At 24.9% G+C, this 19,979-nt stretch carries 19 protein-coding genes; all 19 read right to left on the bottom strand.

From position 1 onward, the window contains the following. Positions 1 to 2: 2 nt before the first annotated feature. The 19 genes from OMES3154_RS03785 to OMES3154_RS03695 all read right to left on the bottom strand — a co-directional run bounded on the left by OMES3154_RS03785 (position 3) and on the right by OMES3154_RS03695 (position 19,965). On the bottom strand, positions 3 to 2,051 hold the full coding sequence (locus OMES3154_RS03785; protein WP_156683468.1) for a penicillin-binding transpeptidase domain-containing protein: 2,049 nt from the start codon (positions 2,049 to 2,051) through the stop codon (positions 3 to 5). Beyond that, a complete protein-coding gene (gene gatB, locus OMES3154_RS03780) occupies positions 2,048 to 3,484 on the bottom strand; it encodes an Asp-tRNA(Asn)/Glu-tRNA(Gln) amidotransferase subunit GatB (RefSeq protein WP_407938957.1) in 1,437 nt (478 codons plus the stop codon). The genes OMES3154_RS03785 and gatB overlap by 4 nt, the downstream gene beginning before the upstream one ends. Next, on the bottom strand, positions 3,477 to 4,928 hold the full coding sequence (gatA, locus tag OMES3154_RS03775; RefSeq protein ID WP_156683467.1) for an Asp-tRNA(Asn)/Glu-tRNA(Gln) amidotransferase subunit GatA: 1,452 nt from the start codon (positions 4,926 to 4,928) through the stop codon (positions 3,477 to 3,479). The genes gatB and gatA overlap by 8 nt, the downstream gene beginning before the upstream one ends. Before the next feature lie 112 nt (positions 4,929 to 5,040). Then, complete coding sequence (locus tag OMES3154_RS03770; RefSeq protein WP_156683466.1) at positions 5,041 to 5,709, bottom strand: TMEM164-related integral membrane acyltransferase; 669 nt, start codon at positions 5,707 to 5,709, stop codon at positions 5,041 to 5,043. Between the two features lie 106 nt (positions 5,710 to 5,815). Beyond that, positions 5,816 to 7,270: a murein biosynthesis integral membrane protein MurJ gene (gene murJ, locus OMES3154_RS03765; protein ID WP_156683465.1), complete on the bottom strand. Its 1,455-nt coding sequence runs from the start codon at positions 7,268 to 7,270 to the stop codon at positions 5,816 to 5,818. Then, positions 7,263 to 7,961 carry a segregation and condensation protein A gene (locus OMES3154_RS03760; RefSeq protein ID WP_156683464.1) on the bottom strand — a complete coding sequence of 233 codons (699 nt, stop codon included), beginning with the start codon at positions 7,959 to 7,961 and terminating at the stop codon, positions 7,263 to 7,265. The genes murJ and OMES3154_RS03760 overlap by 8 nt, the downstream gene beginning before the upstream one ends. Continuing rightward, positions 7,939 to 8,805: a bifunctional riboflavin kinase/FAD synthetase gene (locus tag OMES3154_RS03755; RefSeq protein WP_156683463.1), complete on the bottom strand. Its 867-nt coding sequence runs from the start codon at positions 8,803 to 8,805 to the stop codon at positions 7,939 to 7,941. Before OMES3154_RS03755 ends, OMES3154_RS03760 begins: the two co-directional genes overlap by 23 nt. A 10-nt stretch (positions 8,806 to 8,815) precedes the next feature. Continuing rightward, positions 8,816 to 9,196, bottom strand: coding sequence for a YolD-like family protein (locus tag OMES3154_RS03750; RefSeq protein WP_156683462.1), 381 nt, complete (start codon positions 9,194 to 9,196; stop codon positions 8,816 to 8,818). Then, on the bottom strand, positions 9,189 to 10,598 hold the full coding sequence (locus OMES3154_RS03745; protein WP_156683461.1) for a Y-family DNA polymerase: 1,410 nt from the start codon (positions 10,596 to 10,598) through the stop codon (positions 9,189 to 9,191). The genes OMES3154_RS03750 and OMES3154_RS03745 overlap by 8 nt, the downstream gene beginning before the upstream one ends. A 56-nt stretch (positions 10,599 to 10,654) precedes the next feature. Then, positions 10,655 to 11,863, bottom strand: a complete 1,209-nt coding sequence (locus OMES3154_RS03740) for an ABC transporter permease (protein WP_156683460.1) — start codon at positions 11,861 to 11,863, stop codon at positions 10,655 to 10,657. Then, positions 11,863 to 12,561, bottom strand: coding sequence for an ABC transporter ATP-binding protein (locus OMES3154_RS03735; RefSeq protein WP_156683459.1), 699 nt, complete (start codon positions 12,559 to 12,561; stop codon positions 11,863 to 11,865). The genes OMES3154_RS03740 and OMES3154_RS03735 overlap by 1 nt, the downstream gene beginning before the upstream one ends. After that, a complete protein-coding gene (locus OMES3154_RS03730; protein ID WP_156683458.1) occupies positions 12,558 to 13,604 on the bottom strand; it encodes an efflux RND transporter periplasmic adaptor subunit in 1,047 nt (348 codons plus the stop codon). Before OMES3154_RS03730 ends, OMES3154_RS03735 begins: the two co-directional genes overlap by 4 nt. Before the next feature lie 3 nt (positions 13,605 to 13,607). Beyond that, a complete protein-coding gene (locus OMES3154_RS03725; RefSeq protein ID WP_156683457.1) occupies positions 13,608 to 14,726 on the bottom strand; it encodes a hypothetical protein in 1,119 nt (372 codons plus the stop codon). A 111-nt stretch (positions 14,727 to 14,837) separates the two neighbouring features. Beyond that, positions 14,838 to 15,563 carry a TlpA family protein disulfide reductase gene (locus tag OMES3154_RS03720; RefSeq protein WP_156683456.1) on the bottom strand — a complete coding sequence of 242 codons (726 nt, stop codon included), beginning with the start codon at positions 15,561 to 15,563 and terminating at the stop codon, positions 14,838 to 14,840. Then, positions 15,563 to 17,437 carry a methionine--tRNA ligase gene (metG, locus tag OMES3154_RS03715; RefSeq protein ID WP_156683455.1) on the bottom strand — a complete coding sequence of 625 codons (1,875 nt, stop codon included), beginning with the start codon at positions 17,435 to 17,437 and terminating at the stop codon, positions 15,563 to 15,565. Before metG ends, OMES3154_RS03720 begins: the two co-directional genes overlap by 1 nt. 10 nt (positions 17,438 to 17,447) lie before the next feature. After that, positions 17,448 to 17,900 carry a tRNA (uridine(34)/cytosine(34)/5-carboxymethylaminomethyluridine(34)-2'-O)-methyltransferase TrmL gene (gene trmL, locus OMES3154_RS03710; protein ID WP_156683454.1) on the bottom strand — a complete coding sequence of 151 codons (453 nt, stop codon included), beginning with the start codon at positions 17,898 to 17,900 and terminating at the stop codon, positions 17,448 to 17,450. A gap of 6 nt (positions 17,901 to 17,906) precedes the next feature. Beyond that, positions 17,907 to 18,470, bottom strand: coding sequence for a crossover junction endodeoxyribonuclease RuvC (gene ruvC, locus OMES3154_RS03705; protein WP_156683953.1), 564 nt, complete (start codon positions 18,468 to 18,470; stop codon positions 17,907 to 17,909). A gap of 26 nt (positions 18,471 to 18,496) precedes the next feature. Continuing rightward, entirely contained in the window at positions 18,497 to 19,534 is a 1,038-nt protein-coding gene (locus OMES3154_RS03700) for a ComEC/Rec2 family competence protein (RefSeq protein ID WP_231679261.1), read from the bottom strand. 29 nt (positions 19,535 to 19,563) lie between these two features. Continuing rightward, positions 19,564 to 19,965: a hypothetical protein gene (locus tag OMES3154_RS03695; RefSeq protein WP_156683452.1), complete on the bottom strand. Its 402-nt coding sequence runs from the start codon at positions 19,963 to 19,965 to the stop codon at positions 19,564 to 19,566. Between the last annotated feature and the right edge of the window lie 14 nt (positions 19,966 to 19,979).

Raw genomic sequence — 19,979 nt, 5'->3', positions numbered from 1 at the left:
TCCTACCTCAACTCTAAAATTATCTCACTATCTTTATCAATTATTTTTCCTTCATCTATATTTTGTATAAATACATTACCACTACCTATATATTGTATGTTATATTTTGTAAATGCATCTAGTGATATTAATTCTTTTAAACTAAGTCCTAATAAATTAGGCATAATAAAGTTATCAAATTTTGCATCAATTTCTTTAAGATTTGATTTTAAAACTTTCTTTGCAATTTTCTTTTTATTTTTCACTTCTTCTTTTTCATAATCTGGTGTTATTGATTTATAGTTAATAAGTTTTTCTGCAATTTTTCTAACTGCAGGAACAGCAACTACTGCTGCATAGTATATTTTTTTCTCATTATTAGGCTCATTAACTGTAATTATTATAGAATATTTTGGATTATCTGCTGGGAAAAATGAGAAAAATGATGAGAAATACTTCCCTTTTATATATCCACCCTTACCTGATTTTTGAGCAGTTCCAGTTTTTCCACCTATATTATACCCATTAATTTTAGCACTTCTACCTGTACCAGTCTCAACAACTGAATAAAGTAAATTTCTAATTTTTTCTGAAGTTTTTTCACTAATTGGATTACTTATTACAAGTGGCTTATTTTCCTCTATTACATTTCCCTTTTGGTCACTAATATAGTCAACAATATATGGTCTTAATAATTTACCTCCATTTATTGTTGAATTTAGTGTGTTTAATATCTGCATTTGTGTCATGTCAATACCTTGACCAAATGAAACTGTAGCTTTTTTAACCTCAGTTAAGTCTTTTAACTTAAATAAAGGTCTTCTTATTTCATAATCAGTATCAATTCCAGTTTTAGATCCAAATCCAAAGTTTTTTAAATATTCATAAAACACCTTTGTATCAATTAAATTAGATATTTTTACCATGGCAACATTCCCTGATTTTGCAATTACATCAGTTAAAGTTAAATCACCTACTGTTGAATTATCATGATCATGAAATACTCTATCTCTTACTGCTATGTACCCGTTAGAATGAATTATGGTGTCTGTATCTATTAAATTTTCATTTAAAGCTATTGAAGTTGTTATTGGTTTAAATATAGATCCTGGTTCAAATACATCTGATATATTAATGTTTTTAATATTTGCTATATTTTCTGATTTTGGATAAGAATCCATTGCTATAATCTTTCCAGTATCTGATTCCATTATAATCCCCATGACATTTTGAGGGTTAAACTTTTCGTATACATTTTTTAATTCTTCATTTAAACTAAATTGCATAACTGTATCAATAGTTAAATGAAGGTCATATCCATTTTTTGCATCTTTTAAAATTTTTTCCTCTGTCTTATATGGAGTAGTTGCTGCTACTATTTGTGTATTATCACTAGCTGGTATAAAATATCTTCTTATACCATTTTCTCCTTTTAAATATGAATCATATCTTTTTTCTAATCCATAAACAGGTTTATCATATATAGTATTCTCACCTAAGTCATTAACACCATCTGCAAGCTTAAAATATCCAATTATATTTTTAAATACATCATAACTATTAAAATATCTTAAATTATCTTTTTTAGGAAATACAATCTTATTACTTGTATATCGTCTAATATCTTTTAGTATTTTTTCTTTTTGCTCTAATTCAACCTTGTATTTTAAATCAAGGTTTCTTTTTTTAGAATCTATTGAAGCAGTTATTTCTTTTATTAAGTCATACTTATTTAAATTCGTATTTCTGGATATAACATCTGCTATATTTTCTATCATTTGTTCCTGAGTATATTTATTTGTCTTTTTAATATTCATCGGATCTAAAATAAGATTATACATATCAATATCAAAAGCTAGCTTATGATTATCACTAGATATTATACTTCCTCTTTTAGCAATAATTAACTCATTTTTAAATCTTAGTTTATCTAACCTATTATTAGCATCCTTATTGCCTTTTATTTGATAAATTACAAGTATGATTATAAAAGCTAGTATAAATCCTATTACAGTTAGAAAATATAGCTTTAAAACTATATTTTGAAATAAATGCTTTATTTTAATTTTCATCTTTTACTTATTTCCTCATTTATTATATCAGTAACAAGTTTTGGATTAGCTTTACCACGAGATAATTTCATTGCTTGTCCCATTAAATGTTTCATAGCTCTATCACGTCCATTTTTTAAGTCTTCTACAGCCTCTTTATTTTCGTCCATTACTTTTTTTACAAGTTCATAAATTTCATTAACATTGCTAACTTGTCCCATATTATTGTCTTTAACTATTTTTTTAGGATTATCCTCTGTACTTAACATTATTTCAAATACTTCTTTTGCAAGTTTTGAACTTATTACATTTTCATTTATTAATAAAATTAACTCTGCTAATCTATTCTCTCTTATTGAAAAACTATCAATATCAATATTTTTTTCTTTTAGAACTCTTAGTACTTCTGTTAAAATCCAGTTAGACGATTTTTTTGCATCTTTTGTAAGAGCTACTAAGTTTTCAAAGTATGTAGCAAGGCTCATATCTGATACTAATACCTTAGCTTCTAGTTCTTTTATATCATATTCATTAATATATCTTACTAATTTTTTATCAGAAAATTCTGGCATAGTCTTACTTATTTTTTCAATTCTATCCTTAGTTATTCTAACTAAAGGTAAATCTGGTTCAGGGAAGTATCTATAATCCATAGCTTCCTCTTTTGATCTCATTACACGAGTAACTCCATTTTCATCATCCCATAGTCTTGTTTCTTGAACTACTCTTTTACCTTCTTCTAATAACTCTATTTGTCTATTTGCCTCATATTCAATTGCTTTTACAACTGCTTTAAATGAATTTAAATTTTTAGTTTCTGTACGAGTACCTAAAACAGTATCACTTGTTTTTTTAACAGACACATTAGCATCACATCTAAGTGACCCTAATTCCATACTCACGTCACTTATATTTGTATACTTAATTCTTTCTTTTAAAGCTACTAAATATGCATAAGCTTCATCACTACTTCTAAAACAAGGCTTAGTTATTATTTCTAATAAAGGCATTGAAGCACGGTTAAAGTTAAGTAATGTTTCTTTATCTAAGTGTATGCTTTTAGCAGTATCTTCTTCTATTTGTATTCTTTCAATTTCAGCTACAAAATCTCTACCACTACTTGTTTTTAATTCTAATTTCCCATTTTGTGCATATGGTTTATAGAATTGTGTTATTTGATAATTTTTAGGAGAGTCTGGATAGAAATAGTTTTTTCTATCAAAGTAACTTATCTCATTTATATCACATGAAAGTGCTAGAGCTGCTTTTATTGCATAATTTAAAACCTCTTCATTTAACTTAGGTAAAGACCCTGGTTCTCCAACAGTTGTTGGAGTTATACATGTATTAGGGGCTTTATCATCATAATTAGCATCTGAACTATCCCAAATTTTAGATTTTGTTTTTAATTGTATGTGAACTTCAAGTCCGATAACTATTTCATAATTATTCATTATCATTTCCTCCTAAACTTGGGTATTTTATTTCTCCTCTAAGTTTTTCATATTGGTTTGCAAAATTTAATATTAAATCTTCTCTAAAGTAGTTTCCTATAAGTTGAATACCTACTGGCATATTATCAACCATTCCACTTGGTACTGATATAGCTGGTAGTCCTGCTAGGCTTATAGAAACTGTGTAAATATCAGATAAGTACATGTCTATTGGATTTACTTTTTCACCTTTTTTAAATGCTATAAAAGGTGATGTTGGTGTTAAAATTAAATCAACTTCAGAAAATGCTGAAACAAAATCTTGTTTTATAAGTCTTCTAACTTGTGATGCTTTTTTATAATATGCATCATAGAATCCCGAACATAGTACATAGTTTCCTATCATTATTCTTCTTTTAACTTCTTTACCAAATCCAAGTGATCTTGTTTTTACATACATATCCTCTACAGTTTCATTTGACTGTCTTACACCATATCTAACACCATCATATCTTGATAAATTACTAGCTGCTTCTGCTGATGATATTATATAGTATGTTGAGATTGCATATTTAGTATGTTTTAAATTTATTTTTTTGAATATAACGCCTTTTGATTCTAAAAGTTTAATTGCTTCATTTATGTTGTTTCTAATATCTTCATTTAAATCTTTTGTAAAGTATTCTTCAGGTAGTCCTACAACTAATCCCTTTATATCTTTATCTAATAATTCTGAATACTTGTCTACTTTTTTAGTTGAACTTGTTGCATCTAATTCGTCATAACCAGCTATAACTTCTAATAAACTAGCAATATCCATTGTATTTCTAGCAAGTATACCTATTTGATCTAATGATGAACCAAATGACATAAGTCCATATCTACTTACTCTTCCATAAGTTGGCTTTAATCCTACAACTCCAGATAATGCTGCTGGTTGTCTTACACTACCACCAGTATCACTACCTAAGGCTATAAAGGCTTCTTTTGCAGCAACCATAGCTGCAGCTCCTCCACTACTTCCTCCAGGTATTCTATCTAAATCAAATGGATTAGATACTGATTTATAGCTAGAGTTTTCATTAGATGACCCCATTGCGAATTCATCCATATTTGATTTACCGTATGGTATAATCCCTGCATCTAGCATTCTTTTTACTACTGTTGCATTATATGTTCCAACATAGTTAGATAAAATCTTAGATGCTGCTGTTGTTTTATCTTGATACGATACTATATTATCTTTTAGTGCTACTGGAACTCCTGTTAAATTAGTTTCATTTTTAACTTCTAATTCATTAGCCATTTTTATAGCTTTTTTAGTATCATAACTAATATATGCATTTATATCAGAATCTACATCTTTTATTCTTTTATCTAATGCAAGTATTACTTCTTCTTTGCTAAGTTCTTTATCTTTAATTTTTTTAGCAATTTCTACTCCGCTTAAATCATATATATTCATATTTTTCCCCTTTATTTGTATGTGTATTCTTATTTATTTTAGCATTTTTATCAATTTTTTTCAATTACAAAAAAAGCTTAGTGTAATTAAAAAAAGCCCCAAAGGGCTTAACCTATTTTTTTCTATTTCTAAATGGTAAATATGCTATTATCATTGATAAAACAAAAAGTGATATTAACACAACATCATATAATATTATTGGTTTAATAACTGACATGAATGGAATTATATAATCATTTAGATACATAAAATTCATTCCTGTTAAATTATCAAATATTTTAACTAAAACTGATAATACTAAGTATAGTGTAATAGATGTAATTAATCCTTTTTTAGTTATTTTAGCATTTAACCAAATAAATGCATACACTAATGCTATTAACTCCATCATATGTGCAGCCATAAAGAAATATGGATACATTTTTGTATTATAGCTACCAATACCTGGTAGTAATATAGCTAACACTGCTCCTAGCGAGAAGAAATAAACAATGTTTATTAGTATATTTTTTTTAGTTATAAAATATACTCCGGCTATTAAAACAGCTATATTACATAGATTTAGTGGCATAGTTTCTATAATTGATTCGTTTTCGTAGACATATCTGTATATAGAATCAGCAATTTTAACAAGTATAATTAAATACCCTAGATAAACCGTGTATCTTGTTTTTTCAAGACCTTTTACAAAAAACGGTAATGCGATCATAATAAGCCCTACTATTAAACAAAATAGTATAGTTTTTATGTGCACATTATTAAAATATGTGAACTTGTACATAAATTTTCCTTTTAAATTTTAAAAATAATACAAATAACTTAAAATAAGTTACTACTTAAAACTATGTATATTATATTAAAATTTTCTAATTATGTAAATATCTTTTTTAATCAAACATTTTTCTTCTTTTTTTATAAAATGGATAAGCCCATAATATTGCATATATTATCATAAATACAATTACTTTTATTATAACTAAATTAAATTTAGATGATATATACAAACAAATTGTTGAAAATACTAGTATTTTTGTAATAAATATTAGCTGTTTTTTTATATTAAAGTCTATGTAATTTAACTTAACCGATACTAATAATATTAAGTAATTTATAGCTGCTGATATAACAGTTGCTATAGTTAATCCTATATGCTTATATGGCAGGTATAGATAGTAATCGAGTAATATATTTATAGCTATTGCTATAAAAGACGAAATTACTGGAATCAATCTATTTTTATTTGCATAATGTACCCTTATTAGCATGTGGTTTTGACCAAAAAATATTAATCCTAGTGAATAAATCATAAGTATTTCAGCAGTCATTTTAACGTTTTGCATATTAAATGCACCATAATTGAATATTAATTTTATTATATCCTCCCCATAAAAAAATAGTCCAAATGTACAGGGTATCATAAAAAAACTTATCATATTCATACCAATGTTAAACATATTATTTGCCTTTTTAATTTCTTTTTTAATAATTGCTTCTGTTATATGTGTATATATTACAGTTGAAAAAGAAACTGCAAATATTCCAACAGGAAGTAAGTATAGCCTACTTGCATAGTTTATAGCACTTATTGTTCCACCTTCTAGCCTTGCAGCAAAGTTTGTATCTACAATTTCATTTACTTGGTATGCAAATATTCCTATTATAGTTGGGAGCATTAAAACAAAAAATTCTTTTACTGCCTTATCTTTTAAATCTATTTTAAAATTAGTATTTTTAATAAGGCTTAAAAATTTAGGAACTTGTATTAAAAGCTGTACTAAACCTGATATTAAAAAACTAGCTGCTAGTACGTATATATTCATTGTCTTTTTAGCAAGTATTATTCCACTTATTATTGTAATATTAAATGAAATTCCAACTAAACTAGATACTAAAAATAACTTATGTGCATTTAGATATGCTGAAACTACTGCTGATAATGCAATAAATACTATATAAAATGACATTATTTTTAACATAAAACTAGCTTTTTCTAATAAGTCTATATTAGTAAATCCTATTAAATATTTTAGTATGTACTCTGATCCAAAAAATATTATAAGTGCAATTACTAAACTAAAATTAAATAGCAATAGTAAAATTGAATTTATAAAATTATTGGCATTTTTCTTATTATCTTTCTCTAAATAAAGGGGGATTAAAACAGTTCCCATAGAACCATCACTAAGTAGAGTTGTAAAAAAGTTTGCAATCTTTGTACTTGCAAAATAGGCATCTGTTAAAGAGTTACTTCCAAAAAAAGTTGCCATTAGTACTTCTCTTATTAAACCTAATACTCTACTTACCATATTGATAAATGAAACCATAAAACTCTTTTTAAACATTACATTGCCCCTTAATGATATAGAATTCTTCTTCTGTTATTTCTATATCTATCTTATTTTCTTTGTAGGCTTCTAAAATAGCCATAAAAAAAGATACTATTCTTTCTTTTGTATATTTTGCTTTAAGTAATTGGCTAAAAGAAAATTTATTTTCTTTAAATTCATCAATTTCTACTAAAGCATCTTCTACACTAAATTTTTCCTCTAGATTAAGTATTAGCTTATTATCTTCTCTAATATTTAATTTTTTTATTAAATTATCTATCGCCTCTTTTAATGAATCTAATGTTAAATTATCATTATCATGTTCTATTATGTCTACTGAAAAATCCTTATTTCCATATTTTTTATATGATCTATAATACTCATTTTCATTTTTTGAAAACATTTCTGAAAATTCTTTTATTAACTTATACTCTACTAATCTTTTTTCTAAATCTACTTCTTTATTATTTTTCTTATCTTTTCTTAATATACTAAATGCTTTTATTTCTAAAAGAACAGATGCCATTTGTAGAAATTCTACCTTTAATTTAAATTTATCATCTTTTTCATTTTGATTTATTATTTCTAGATAATCATCAATTAAATCACTAATTCTAATAGATAATATATCCATTTTCTTAGTTTCTACTAAATGAAGTAGTAAATCCAGTGGTCCTTCAAACTCATTTATCTTTATATCTAACATATTCTTCTTCCCACTTATCACTATCTAATTTTATTTGATTTTTTAATTCATCAATTGTATTAAATTTTTTCTCTTTTCTTATCATCTTAAGTATTTTAACACATATTCTTTTTCCATAGATATCTTCACTAAAATTGTATATAAAGGTTTCTATGCTTAAGTTATTATTTTCTGCTATAGTTGGATTATTTCCTATGTTTGTAACACTTAGATACTCTCTACTATCTCCTTCAATTTTAGTTACTGTTCCATACACTCCATTTGGAAGTTTTATTCTATTGTCATCTAATTTTATATTAGCTGTTGGAAATCCTATTAACCTTCCTAATTGTCTTCCTTTCACAACAATTCCTTCATATTCAAGTTTTCGACCAAGTAGTCTACAAGCTTTTTCAATGTTCCCTTCGTATAAGAGTTCTCTTATCTTACTACTAGATACTAATTTATCATCAAGTCTAAACTCATCAACTACTATGGTTTTTATTAGTTTTTGTAATATTTTTGCATTTCCTTCTTTCATATATCCAAATGTATAGTTATATCCGCAAAATGCAACTTCTACATTTAATTCCTTTTTTAAAATGCTTTCTACAAACTCTACTGGACTTAATTTTTTTACTCTTTCGAAATCATCAAATACTATTTTATCTACTCCTAATGCTTTTATTGCTTCTTTTCTCTTATCTAATGATAAAATATATTCTTTATCTTTTTTTAGTGTTTTAAAAGTATATACGATAGTTTTTAAATTATTTTCTTTTGCATATTCTATAGCTTTTTCTATTAGATATTTATGTGCTAGATGAACTCCATCAAAATTACCTAATATTACTAAATTCCCCATATTTTTCCTTTCATTCTACAATATTTATATCTACTATATCATTAAAATTTATTTTCTCTAAGTCTTCTAAGATTAAATAATTTTCATATGTATTAATCTTCTTAACTTTTTTATTACTTATTTCTTTTATATATCCTTTATCATAATAACATATATTTATTAAAAGATCTTTATTTCTAGTTAAGTAATAAAGAAAACTATTAATTTTTTCAATTTCTTCATCACTTAGTAAGATTTTTTCATCTAAAACTATACCCTTTTTTCTAATATCTGTTTTAAAACCTTCCAGTGCATCAAATGACATGAACTGTGCTGCTCTTTTAATTATAGGCATTTTTTCTTTTTTACTAAGCGGTCTTGATAAATTTATATACTTATCATATTTACTCATTATGCCCACCTATGCTTTCATTTCTTTTAATAGCTGTTGAATTTTTTTCCAAGTTGTTTAGTTTGAGTATTGCATTTTTTCCATATTTTTTTTTAACTTTAACAACTGCATTTCTTATATCTAATTCTTTTTTCTCATACTTTTCTTCTTCTATCAACTTATTTCCAAGATTAAAAATATCTAGTTGAGTATAATTTTTTTCTCCTAATTCAAAACTATTTATTATATTAGCTACAGTTATACTTAGCCTTCTTACACTAAATATCTTATTAGACTCTTTTTCATATAGCCTTATTAACTCCTGTTTTATTTTCTTTTCTGAATTAGTATAATTATCTAGTTTTAAAGTAATCTTTGTATTTTTTGGTAATTCTCTACCGTACATGTCTATTATAGTTTCTTTTACAAAATACTCTTTTTGTAAATTTTCTACATCATAGCCAATATCAAGTATAACTTTATTTGTTAGTAAATTCTTTTCAACTAGCTCTAAAGTAATATTATCTACCATTTCTTTTATAATAAGTAGTAGTTCTTGATTTGTATATGGTCTATCTAAAACCTGAGCTCTTTGTAAACTATGGGTTTTTGACTTATATCTTTTAATTTCTTTTATACTACAAGTTTCTACTCCCCAAGCATGATCTATTAGTAGTTCTGCTGCTACCCCAAATAACTTATATAGTAAATTCTCATCCTCTATTGATTTTATAGCAATATCACCCATAGTATGCATATTATTAGCCTCTAATGTCTTAGCATAAGCTTTACCTACTCTCCAGAAATCAGTTAAGCTCTTATGATCCCATAATAGCTTTTTATATTTTAATTCTGTTAGTGTTGCTATTCTTAAATTATTTTCATCTGCTTTCATTTTTTTAGCTAGAATATCCATAGCAACTTTTGCTAAATATAGATTAGTTCCTATTCCAGCTGTTGCTGTTATATTAGTTTTTTCATATATTTTTTCTAATAGAAGCTTTGCAAAATCATAAGCTTTCATATTATATAGCTTTAAATATGATGTAATGTCTATAAACACTTCATCTATTGAATATACATGAATATCATCCTTTGAAACATAATCTAAATATATTTGATATATTTTTGAGCTATACTCTATATATTTTTTCATTCTAGGCTTTGCAATAATAAAGTCTATTTTATCTTTTCTAGTTTTATTTAACATCTCTATTTTAGACTTTACTTCATATAGTCTTGGTCTTGAAGATATACCATAAGATTTTAAATTTGGTGTTATTGCTAAACATATTGTTTTATCTGTTTTTTCTTCATTTGCGACAACTAAATTAGCTGTAAGTGGATCTAAATTCCTTTCCACACACTCTACTGATGCAAAAAAAGATTTTAAATCTATCGCTAGATAACATCTATCATTCATTTTATCACCTTTTAATATTATATACCAAATTAAAAAAAAATAATACATATTATGTATTATTCTTTTCTTAAAGCTTCCATTGGTGATAGTTTTGCTGCTTGTTTTGCTGGGTATATTCCAAATATTATACCTGTTAAACTTGATATAATAAAGGAAATTATAACTACCTTAAATTCTAATATAGGTAATACCTTTACAACACTTCCTACAATTAAGGCTAGTATATATCCTAAAACTATTCCAATTAATCCTCCAAATAATGTTAGTATTACAGTTTCTATTAAAAATTGTATCATTATATCTTTATTTTTAGCACCTATTGCTTTTCTTAAACCAATTTCTGTTATTCTTTCTTTAACACTAACTAGCATTATATTCATAACACCTATACCACCTACTATTATAGCAATACTGGCTACTAGGTTAATAAATAATCCTATTTTATTTAAAATACCAGTTATTTCATTAAATTGTTCAGATATTGGTTTAACTTCATACATATCTTTTTTACTTCCACGAGTTTCTAGATATTTTTTTATTATATCTATTTTTTCTTTTAGGTTTTTATTATCTTTCGGTTTTAATATAATATTCTCATATTTTTTTTCTCTATTATAATTTAGCCTATCAAGTACTTCAAATGGTACTAATGCTTCTAATGGTATATTATCTCCAAAAATTTCTGATGTTTTATCTAAATTACCGTTATATACTCCAATAACTTTAAATTTACCAACTATATCATCATTATAGTTATTAAGCTTTATTTCTTTACCTATAGGATTTTCTTTATCAAATAATTTTTTGGCTGTATTTTCAGATATTATTATTACATTATCATTTTGTCTTATGAACTTATATCCCTTTAATATCTTTTTATTAAAAACATCAAAATAGTCATCATTAGCACCTGAGATCATAAAATTCTTTTGACTTACTGGTTCATAAAATCCATTTTCAATGTCTATTAATGCTTTGTCTACAACATCAATTTTAGATAATTTTTTTGCATCAGTTAAATTAAATAAATCACTACTTTTAACTTTTTTTTCTTGATAGTATTTTGAATTTATTCTAACACTTATTAAAGAATTCACAGAATCTTTAGCATCATCTAGTATTTTAGCTTGAAATCCACTTCCTAGTGATGATAATAAGACTACAGAAGCTATTCCCATTATTATACCTAACATTGTTAAAAAAGATCTGAATTTAAAGCTAAGCAAATTTTCTACTGCTAATTTCATTATTTCTAATATATTCATTATTTACCACCCAGCCTATTTTCTACTAAATAATCTTTTTCAATTATTCCATCTTTCAATCTAACTATTCTTTTGGTATGCATTGCAACATCTTCTTCATGAGTTACCATAATTATTGTAACTCCCATCTCATTTAATTTTCTAAATATCTCTAGTATTTCTTCACTTGATTTTGAATCTAAATTTCCAGTTGGTTCGTCTGCTAATATTATGCTTGGATTATTTATTAAAGATCTTGCAATGGCTACTCTTTGTTTTTGTCCACCTGATAATTCACTAGGTTTATGATTTATTCTTTCTTCTAGTCCTACCATTTTAAGTAATTCAACTGCTTTTTCACTTCTTTTATTTGAACTAGTACCTTTATATATTGCAGGTAATTCTACATTTTCTTTAGATGTTAATTTTGCTAATAAATTATATGCTTGAAATACAAAGCCTATTTTTTCACATCTAACTTCAGATAGTTCGTCATCACTTAGATTAGTTATATTTTTATCATCTAATATGTACTCCCCTGATGTTAATAAATCAAGACAACCTAATATATTTAAAAAAGTAGATTTACCACTACCACTAGGTCCCATTATTGAGATATACTCTCCTTTTTCTACAGTTAAATTTACTCCCTTTAGAACCTCAACAGATAAGTTTCCATTAGTATATGTTTTTCTTAAATTTTTAACTGAAATTATCATTTTATTTTATCTCCTACTTTATATTTTCCGTTAGGATTATATAACATAAGCTCATCTTTATTAAGTCCGCTAGTTACTTCGTAGTTAATACCATCTGATGCTCCTAATACTATTTCTTTTTTTAATACAAGTCCATTTTCTAATACATATACTACTGTTTTATTATTTTCATTTACTATATATTGAAAAGGTATTATTATCTTATTTTCAATATTTTTATATATTATACTAGCTTCTACTTGATCACCTGTTTTTAAAGTAGCATAATTATCTAATTTAACTATTATTCTTGTTATGTTTTCATTACTAAATCTTGATTTAAAACTACTTTTAGAAATTTTTTCTACAGTCCCTTTTAAAATTGTTCCTTGATTTAATGAATCTGATGTAATGCTTACACTATCTGCTAACTTTATATTTTTAGCCATAGAGTTAGATACTTCTAGTATAACTTGTAAGTTTTCAGTATCTGCTATTTTAAATAAGGGAGTTCTATTATCTATTGTATAATTATCATCCGCATTAGTTTCAATAACAACCCCTGATATTGGAGATTTAATCTCACTATCAAACTTTTTGTATCTACTTTTTGCTAAATTCAAATCAATAATTGAATTATCATATTGCATTTTAGCACTTTCTAGTACATTTTTAGATATAGCTCCTAGATTATATAGTTTTTTTGATGATTCATATTCTTTTTTTAAATTATCATATGCTAATTTAGCTTTTTTAATATTTGCTTCACTATCTGTCATATTTTCTTCTAGTTCTACTAATACCTCACCTTTTTTTACTTCTTGTCCTTCTCTAAAATTAACCTTTTTTACAACTGCTATGTTATTTGAGAATACTTTTACTATTTTTTCAGATTCAATTAAACCTTGTACATCATACTTTAAAACTAAACTACTTTCTTTTACATTTTCTGTCATTATTTGACTATTATCATTCATATTTCTATTTTTTATTTTAATAAATGCTATAGCTACAATTAAAATTATAATAAGAATTAATATTTTACTTTTAAATCTTCTTTTCATCTTCTACTCTCTTTCCAATATATATTTTGATAAACTTATCTTATTTTTTATCATTTCAATTTCCTTATTAGAAACTTCTTCTAATTTTTCGATATACTTTAATTCACTAATTTTTCCTAGTTCTAATTCAACTTTTGAAATTTCTAATTCTTTTTTAGCTAATTCATACTCATTTTTTGATATATCTAATATATTTTTATGTAATTTATATATTTTTAGCTCATCTTGATATTTTATTTTACTAAAAACTTTTCTGTTTTCACTTACTGCATTATCAATATATTTACTATCAATTAGTGGTATTGTTTTAGATACGTTAATCGAAAATTCACTATCTTTTTTGTTTTTTGAGTAAGTTAAATATATATCTGGCATAAAAGAATCAATTCTATTTTTTAAATTCTCATAATAATTTATGTTATTATTAACATCAATCTTTTCATTTTCATAGTCTACATATTTCCTGATATCTTTTTCTTCTACTTCATATATATTAATATCATCTTCTTCTATACTAGATTTATCAATATTCAGAACATCTAGCATCTTCACTCTATTTTTTAAATTAATCTCATTTTTCATATACTCTAACTCTATATATTTTAACTTCAATTTCATTTTTTCTAATTCAATTTCAGATATATTTCCTAATGCATATGCTTTTTCATACACAGTAGTACTTTTTTTTGCATTATCATATATATTTTTTGAATTATTTAATTCAATATTAGCTAAAATATATTCAAAATATGCCGCTATAATTTCTTTGTAGTCATTTTTCTTTTTGTCTTTTAAAATATAGAACTCATTTAATTTTTGATAATATTTCTTTAGCGTTGTTGTATCTAAAAATTCTGAAATATTTTTACTAATTGTTAGTTCATAATCTTTTAATTTGTTATTATATGAATAAGATATATCTCCAATTTTAACTCCTACCAATTCACTGTGATTTGTTTTAGAATAAAATGGACTTACATAGTTATATTCTTGCATAACACCTGCAATTTTTTTTGCCAATTTATATTTATCTAAAAGCTCATAATTTGGTCTATATTCTTTTATATTAGCACTTGATAATATGCTTACAAACATGCTAATAAAAACAAGCTTTTTTTTCATTTTACCACCTTCTTTTTTTGTTTTAGTGTTATAGGTTTATAGTACACCATAATAGAGTAATTGTCAACTAAAATATTTAAAAAATGATAGACTAAGCTACCACTTTTTTATCTATCTTATTGGCATAAACGAATTTGTAAATAATGAATCTTTTACTATTACCATATACGACTTATCAAAATCTAAGTTTTTAGATAAAATATAGAAAACATTATCTTTATTAAGATTTAGAAATTCATCTATATTCATAATTTTATCATTTACTAAATATACATAATCATCGTTAAATTCATTTGTATTTTCATAAACTATCACTTTATTATCTGTAGCAATATCTACTAATTTTACTTCTTTATTCTCTTTATTTAATAAGACTACATCTTTTAGACTTTTTCTTACATTTTTATCAATTAAGTGTTTATTATATTCATAATAGTTATTTACATTAAATACAAGATCTAATACTTTTAAATCATAACCTTTTTTGTATTTTATAATTGTTGGAAGATATTTTATATTATATACCCTTTTAGCATAGAAATTATCTTCATCATAAATTATTGGAAACGTAAAATGTTTAGCATCAAAATAGTTTGATATTTTCTCTTTAGTATCATCAGATGATACATAAACTACTAAATTAAAGTTATCTTTATATTTTTCATAAATGCTTTGTATATGTTCATATTCTGCTCTACAATGAGGACACCAAAGTGCAGTGTACACTATATATTTTTCTTCATCAAATGTATCAGATGAAACATTTACAAAATTAGCTTCTGAAAACGATATGATTGATACCACTACAAAAAACATTGTTATTATTATCTTTTTCATTATTTAACTAGTCCTCCTACTTTAATATCTAAATCTACTTCTATTAACTTAGTTTTTTTCTTCTCTACTGTTGTTAAAAGCATGGCTTGTGATACAAAACCTTGTATTGTAACTGGTTCTAAATTAAGTACAGCTAATACTTTTTTACCAACTAATTCACTATAGTTTTTGTAGTCTTTTGCAATACCTGATATTACTTGTCTTTTTTCATTTTTTGTTTTAATTATAAATCTTAAAAGTCTATTAGAATTTTCTACTTCATATACTTTTTCAATTTCTACAACTTCTATATTTACCTTACTAAAGTCTTCTAATTTTATTGGATTAGATATTTTTAAATCCTTTTTATACTCCTCTACTTCTTTTTCTATTCTAGGGAATATAATTTGGGCTTCATTTATTCTAGTATTTGCTTTTAATTTCCCTATATTATATATATTATTTTGTTCTATTTTTTCATCTAGTCCTATTTGATGTAAAATCTTAGCTGAGCTTTCTACTAAAACTGGTGATAGTAAGTAAGCTAGATTTCTTAACATATCAAATAATGTATACATTACAGTTTTAAGTCTATCAAAATTTTCTTCTTTTGCTAAAAGCCAAGGTGCTGTTTCATCTATATACTTATTCATTCTTGAAACTAATACCCATATAGTTTTTAATGCGTTAGAAAAATCAAATTCTTGTAAGCTTTTATATACATCTTCTACTGTTTTTTCATATAGGCTATATATTTCATGCTCTATATCTTCTAATTTAGTAGCTTCTTGTATTACATCTCCAAAATATTTATTTTGCATTCCAAGTGTTCTATTTAATAAGTTTCCTAAATCATTTGCTAAGTCTGAATTTATTCTACTTATCACTAATTCCTTACTATAATCAGAATCTGATCCAAAATTAGAATCACGAAGTAAGAAATATCTAAATGCATCAAGTCCGTATTTTTTAATTTCTTCATGTGGATCTACTACATTTCCTAATGATTTACTCATTTTTTCGCCCTCTATTGTCCACCAACCATGAGCTGCTATGTGATTTGGTAATTTAATACCTGCTGACATTAACATTGCTGGCCATATCATAGCATGAAATCTTAGTATATCTTTTCCTAAAAAATGAACTATATTTGATTCATTCCAAGTTTTGTTAAATTCATCTTGATTAAGATAATTTGCACCTGTTAAATACGAATTTAGTGCATCAAACCAAACATATACTATATGTCCTTTTCCTATTTCTAATGGTATTCCCCAGTCAAAACTTGTTCTTGATATAGATAAGTCTTGTAACCCTTGGTTTATAAATGAAACAATCTCATTTTTTCTGTGTTTAGGGATTATAAAGTTTTCATTGTCATCATAGTATTTAATTAACTTATCTGCATATTTAGAAAGTCTGAAAAAATACGAAGGTTCTTCTACATCAATTACTTCTTTTCCTAAATACTTACCATCTACTAATTGAGATTCTGTTACAAATGTTTCTTCTGATACACAGTATTTCCCTTTATATGATCCTAGATAAATATCACCATTATCATATACTTTTTGTATTATTTGTCTTACAACTTCTATATGTTCTTTTGAAGTTGTTCTTACAAATTTATCATAAGAAATATTTAAAGCACTCCATAGCTTCTTAAAATCTTCTGTCATATTATCAACCCATTCTTGTGGGCTAATATTATTTTTCTTAGCTACTTCTTCTATTTTTTGACCATGTTCATCTATCCCTGTTGTAAAGATAACTTCATTACCATATAGTCTTTCATATCTAGCTAAAGTATCAGCTATTACTGTTGTATATGCAGTCCCTATATGTGGTTTTGCATTTGGATAATAAATTGGCGTTGTTATATATTTTCTTTTCATGTTTTTTCTCCTACATTTCAAAATTATTTTGTCTTAATGCTTCGTATAGTACAACTACTACAGAGTTTGATAAATTAAGTGATCTTCCCATTTTAACCATAGGTATTTTTATACAATTTTCTTTATTATGATAAAGAATATCTTCTGGTATACCTCTTGATTCTGGGCCAAACATAATATAGTCATTCATTTCGTATTTTACATCTGTATATATTTTATTTGTCTTTGTAGTTGCATAGTATATTCTAGCATTAGGATTTTTTTCTAAAAATTCATCAAAGCTTTCCCATACAAATAGCTTAACATATTTCCAATAGTCTAGTCCTGCTCTTTTTATGGCCTTTTCATCTATACTAAACCCTAATGGCTTTATTAAATGTAAATTTGTATTCGTTAAAACACAAGTTCTACCAATATTACCTGTATTATATGGTATTTCTGGTTCATATAGTATTATATTCATGATTCCTCATTTCCTAAAAAGCTCTTTATAATCCTTTGCGCTAATTTTTGCTCCAGTTTTTAAATTACTTTTTTTGATATTAGTTTTATCTATTTTAGGTATATTCATACTATTTAAATGTGTTATTGCAATAGCAATAGCGTCTGCAGCGTCATCTGGTTTTGGTATTTCATCTAAACTTAGTATTAGTTTCACCATTTCTTGTACTTGGGATTTTGTAGCTCTTCCATATGAGCAAACACCCATTTTAACTTGTAATGGAGTATAATCAGTTATATCTAGCCCATTTTTTATAGCTGCTAAATTTATTACACCTCTTGCTTGACTAACTTTTATAACAGTTTTTTGATTTTTAAAAAAATATAGATCTTCTATCGCCATTTCACTTGGCTTATATAGTTTAATAATAGTATCTAATCTATCATAAATTTGCTCTAATCTAACTTCCATTTTTGTATCTTTATCTGTATATATGCAGCCATAATCTATTAAATTATACTTTCCATTTTCTAATTCTAAAATTGAATAACCAACTATTGCAGTTCCTGGATCTATCCCTAAAACTCTAATTTTTTCATACTTCATATTATATACTATTAACTCCTTCTAGTCAAACCGTAAATGTGCTGTATATAAGCAAAAATGCCTATTAGATACAACATTAAAATAAAAATAAAATAAACTTTATTGTACTTAATAATTGTAATTTCTATTTTTGAAATATAGTATAAACCAGTTTCTAAAATTACTACATACTCTTCTAAAAAATTAATTAAAATTGTAAAATTTACAAGCAATGAAATTATTAAACCGTATATTAAAAACATAAATAAGGGTATATATACTATATTTACTAAAAATGAGATCAAATTAAATTCACCAAATGTATAATATATTATAGGTAATGTTACTAACTGAATAATGGCTGATTTTAGTAATATATTGTTGTATTTTGATACTAAAACTACATATGATATTAAATATGTTAATATATATGATACACTCAATATTTGATACGGGTTTATTAAAAGTGTTAGTAAAAATGTATAAAGTAATACATTTTCACTTTTAAATTTATTTTTAAATAAAGTATGTGTTAAAATCATTAAGTATGCTCTTAGTATCGATGGACTAAAACCTAAGGTAAATACATATATACTGATAAATACTAAGGCAATTATCTCTTTAATTCTTTTATTTAAACCTAATAGTAGTCGTATAACTATCATATAAATTAAAGATAAATGAAATGCTGATGTTGCAAATATATGCGATATAGATGCCTTTTTTATATGTTGTAAACTATATTCATCTAAATATGACTTATCTCTTAGCAGTAAGGCTTTTGCGTATGCTCTTAATTTATAATCAAATACTTTTTCTATTCTTTTATCTATAATATCTCTTAACTTATTAAAGTAACTTTCTTTGTAACCAATAAATTCGTCATTTTTAAAGTATAGTTTATAGTTTCCGTTTTTAGTTATTTCATAGTTGTTATATTCAAATTTTGGCTTTATTAGTAATTTATTATTTATTCTACTAACATACACATTGCTCTGTGTAATATATACATCTTTTACAAATACCGCTTCATTTTTATATGTTATAGTGTAAATAAAAAAAATATACAATAATAAGGCTGTAAAGCAGTATACCTTTTTCATTGTTTTTCGCTTAGCATATATATTTTCAACGGATTATTATTACTAAAAACTATATTATCTAGTATTTTATTTTTCTTATTTTTTATAAATACACTTAAGCCTCTACTATAGTTTTTATCATTAAAGCTAATACTTTTTATCTTTTCTCCATTAGAAAAGCTATAATTTAGTCTACTATCTAATAAATATTCTTTATTTTCTACCTTAATTATTTTTTTGTAAAAATCAAACTGAATATCATTATTAGATTCTAATATATTTATTATTTTTTCTTTCATTTGATATGCTATAACTTTGTCTATTATATTTTCGGCATAGTAAATTGAAATACTCATACATGTTATTAAAAAAAAACTAATAGCTACTGTTTCACTAAGTGTATGTGCTTTATTTTTCATCATTCCCTCCATTT

This window comes from Oceanivirga miroungae (genome assembly GCF_902505095.1).
GTDB classification, from domain to species: domain Bacteria; phylum Fusobacteriota; class Fusobacteriia; order Fusobacteriales; family Leptotrichiaceae; genus Oceanivirga; species Oceanivirga miroungae.
The sequence above is the reverse complement of the archived record's forward strand: the minus strand, read 5'-3'. Positions and strand labels throughout refer to the sequence as shown.